The following is a 3750-nucleotide window of genomic DNA, read 5'->3' on the forward strand; positions in this document are numbered from 1 at the left end:
GGCAAAGCCCCACAGCGCCTGTCCGGCGGCCGGGTCGGGCGCGATATGCGTGGCGAAATAGGGCGCGAACACGAAGGTGGTGATCAGCGTGAAATAGGGCTGCACCGCCCAATCGAAGAAAATCCAGCTGATGACGGCCGATCGCGGCGGGTAGCTGCGCTGGCCCTCCGCGTCAGCTGGCTCGATTGCGGTCACAGCCATTCCAGATTGTCCCTTGCCGGATTGTCCCTTGCCAGACTCTCCCTTGCCGGATTGTCCTTTGCCAAATCGTCCTCCGCCAAAATGTCCGTTGCGATTACGACGTCGCGTTTGCCATTGCTTACCGGCGCCATATAGCATCGCCGTGAAGATGGATTGATGCCAACCGGCGGCGGAATTTTGATGATCTCGTTTGCGTTCACCCGACGGACGTTTTTCGCTTGCGCAGCGCTGCTTTTTACCGGCCTGCTGCCCGCGAAGGCGCAGCAGGGACGCCCCGCCTTCAAATTACCCTCCGCCGACAGCGTGCACGCGATTGCCGCCGAACACGGCATGGTGGTGGCGCAGGAGAAGATCGCGGCCCATATCGGCGCCGATATCCTGAAGCAGGGCGGTAATGCGGTCGACGCGGCGGTGGCGACGGGCTTTGCCATGGCGGTCAGCTATCCGCGGGCCGGCAATCTCGGCGGCGGCGGTTTCATGGTGGTTCATCTCGCCGGCCGCAACGAGGATGTCGCGATCGACTATCGCGAGACCGCGCCCGCCGCGGCCACGGCACAAATGTTCCTCGGCGCCGACGGCAGGCCGGACCCGGCGAAATCGCGCGATTCCGCGCTCGGCATCGGCGTGCCCGGAACCGTGGCCGGCCTCGCGCTGGCACTTGAGAGATATGGCTCCGGCAAGTTCACGCTGGCGCGACTGCTGCAGCCGGCGATCGCGCTGGCGCGCGACGGATTCGTCATCACCGACGATCTCGCCGATACCCTGCCGCAATGGTATCGCCGGCTGGCGCACTGGCCCGCGGCGGCGAAAGTGTTTTCCCGCCCTGACGGCACCGCGCTGCGCGAAGGCGACAGGCTGGTGCAGACCGATCTGGCGGCGACGCTGAGCGCGATCGCCGAACAGGGGCCGCGCGGATTCTACCAGGGTCCGGTCGCAGACCGGCTCGCCAAGGCGATCGTCGAGGCCGGCGGGATCATGACATCGGATGATCTCAGATCCTATTCGGCACTGATCCGTCCCCCGGTGCATGGCAGCTATCGCGGCTATGACATCGTTTCGATGCCGCAGCCGTCGTCGGGCGGGGTGGTACTGCTGGAGACGCTGAACATCCTCGAGGGATTTCCGCTTCAGGAGATGAAGCAGGGCTCTGCCGACGAACTGCATCTGCTGATCGAGGCGATGCGGCGCGGCTATGCCGATCGCGCCCGCTTCCTCGGCGACCCCGATTTCGTCCATGCGCCGACGGCGATGCTGATCTCCAAGGATTACGCCGCCAGGCAGCGCGCCACGATCGACCCCGCGCAGGCCACGCCGTCCGCCGACCTGCTTTCGATCAATCTGCCGCATGAGGGCCACAACACCACGCATTTTTCGGTGGTCGACAGTCTCGGCAATGCCGTCAGCAACACCACCACGCTCAATTTCAGCTACGGCGTCGGCCTGGTCGCCGAGGGCACCGGCGTCCTGCTCAACAACGAGCTCGACGATTTCACCGCCGCGCCCGGCGCCTCCAACGCGTTCGGCCTGGTCGGCTATGAGGCCAATCTGCCGGGGCCGGGCAAGCGGCCGCTGTCGTCGATGTCGCCGACCATCGTGCTCAGGGACGGCAAGCCGGTGCTGGTGACGGGCTCGCCCGGCGGCAGCCGCATCATCTCCACGGTGCTGCAGGTGCTGGTCAACGTGCTCGATTACAAGATGGATGTCGCCGCCGCGGTCGCGGCCCCCCGGCTGCACCATCAATGGATGCCTGATGAGGTACGGGTCGAGCCCGGATTTCCCGACGACGCGCTGGCTGCGCTGACCGCGAAGGGCCATCGCGTGGTGGAATCTGTCGGCTACTCCTCGGCCAATTCCATTCTCGTCACCGCAAACGGATTGCTCGGCGCGCCCGATCCGCGGACCCGCGGCGCGGCGGCCGCGGGGCAATAGCCCAACAGCCTCCGTTCCGATCAAATCGGAACGAAAGCGCGGTATTTGGTTTGACGCGTTTCCTAGCGCCAACCGGGGCCAACCCGCATCGGGTGCGGGGCGGGCTTTCGCTTGAAGACGCCGGTAAAGCCTTTGCCTGATGGCGGCAGCGGGATAGGATTTCGCCACCCATGATCCTGCCGCCGGAACCATCCAGACCGGCCAAAAAAATCGTTCGGTGAGGAGTAAGCGTCATGACCATAGCCGATCCCGCGCGAGCGGTCGAAACCGCTGATATCGAAGACACCAGCCTGCTGGCCTTTTATCGCGACATGAACCGCGGCGAACGGCGGACGTTCTGGGCCTGCGCGTCCGGCTGGGCGCTCGACGGCATGGACTTCATGATCTATCCGCTGGTGATCGGCACCATCGTCAAGCTGTGGAGCGTCGATCAGGGCATCGCGGGGCTCGCCGGCACGGTGACGCTATTGTCATCCGCGATCGGCGGCTGGCTCGGCGGTTACCTGGCCGACCGCCTCGGCCGGGTCAGGACGCTGCAATTCACCATTCTCTGGTTCTCGGTGTTCTCGCTGGTCTGCGCGATGGCGCAGAATTTCGACCAACTGCTGATCGCGCGCGCCGTGCTGGGCCTGGGCTTCGGCGGCGAATGGGCCGCCGGCGCGGTGCTGATGGGGGAGGCGATCCGTCCGCAATACCGCGGTCGCGCGGTCGGTTCGGTGCAGTCCGGCTGGGCGGTCGGCTGGGGCCTTGCGGTGCTGGCGCAGGCGATCCTGTTCTCGCTGTTCCCGGCAGAAACCGCCTGGCGCTGGATGTTCGTGGTCGGCGCGCTGCCTGCGCTGCTGGTATTCTATCTGCGCCGCTACGTGACCGAGCCGGACATCGCGGCGGCGACGCGCGTCAGGCAGGCTGAGGCCGGCAATCACCCTCCGCTCTGGGAGATTTTTTCCGGCCCGATCCTGAAGACCACCGTCCTGGCCTCGCTGATGGCCACCGGCTGCCAGGGCGGCTACTACGCCGTCACCTTCTGGGTGCCGCAGTTTCTGACCAAGGAGCGCCATCTCTCGATCGTCGGCTCGACCGGCTATCTCGCGGCCCTGATCATCGGCTCTTTCATCGGCTATCTCACCGGCGCCTGGCTCGCCGACCGGATCGGACGGCGCAATCTCTTCCTGACCTTCTCGCTCGGCGCCATCGCGATCGTGCTGCTCTACACCCAGTTGCCTCTGACCAACGAAATCCTCTGGCTGCTCGGCTTCCCGCTCGGGTTTTTCGCCTCCGGCTATTTCTCCGGCATGGGCGCGTTCCTGACCGAGCTCTATCCGACCAGGCTGCGCGGTTCGGGCCAGGGCTTCTGCTATAATTTCGGCCGCGGCATCGGCGCGCTGTTTCCGTTCCTGGTCGGCGCGCTGTCGAACTCGACCACGCTTGCGAACGCGATCGCGATCTTCGCGGTGGCGGCCTATGGCGTGTTCTTTCTCGCAGCCTTCGCACTGCCGGAGACCCGCGGCCGGGTGCTGCATGTCGATGGCTGAATCCTCGAACCGGAGCTCGTCCAATGACATCCCTCAAAGGCAAGACGCTGTTCATCTCGGGGGCGAGCCGCGGCATCGGGCTTGCGAT

2 protein-coding genes and 1 pseudogene are annotated in these 3750 nt (G+C 65.5%); 2 read left to right on the top strand and 1 reads right to left on the bottom strand.

The window, feature by feature from the left end:
* Nucleotides 1-201 (bottom strand): annotated as a pseudogene (locus tag WCB02_RS25690) (MFS transporter); the annotation flags it as partial.
* Nucleotides 202-381: 180 nt separating this feature from the next.
* Between WCB02_RS25690 and ggt the strand changes: the two are divergent.
* Both ggt and WCB02_RS25700 read left to right on the top strand, forming a co-directional pair.
* Complete coding sequence (gene ggt, locus WCB02_RS25695) at nucleotides 382-2130, top strand: gamma-glutamyltransferase (protein WP_423962568.1); 1749 nt, start codon at nucleotides 382-384, stop codon at nucleotides 2128-2130.
* 233 nt (nucleotides 2131-2363) lie between these two features.
* The gene (locus WCB02_RS25700; RefSeq protein WP_423962569.1) at nucleotides 2364-3662 is read left to right on the top strand and encodes an MFS transporter; all 1299 of its coding nucleotides are present in this window, start codon (nucleotides 2364-2366) and stop codon (nucleotides 3660-3662) included.
* The last annotated feature ends 88 nt before the right edge of the window (nucleotides 3663-3750 follow it).

It is taken from the genome of Bradyrhizobium sp. (assembly GCF_049581145.1).
In the GTDB taxonomy this organism is placed as follows: domain Bacteria; phylum Pseudomonadota; class Alphaproteobacteria; order Rhizobiales; family Xanthobacteraceae; genus Bradyrhizobium.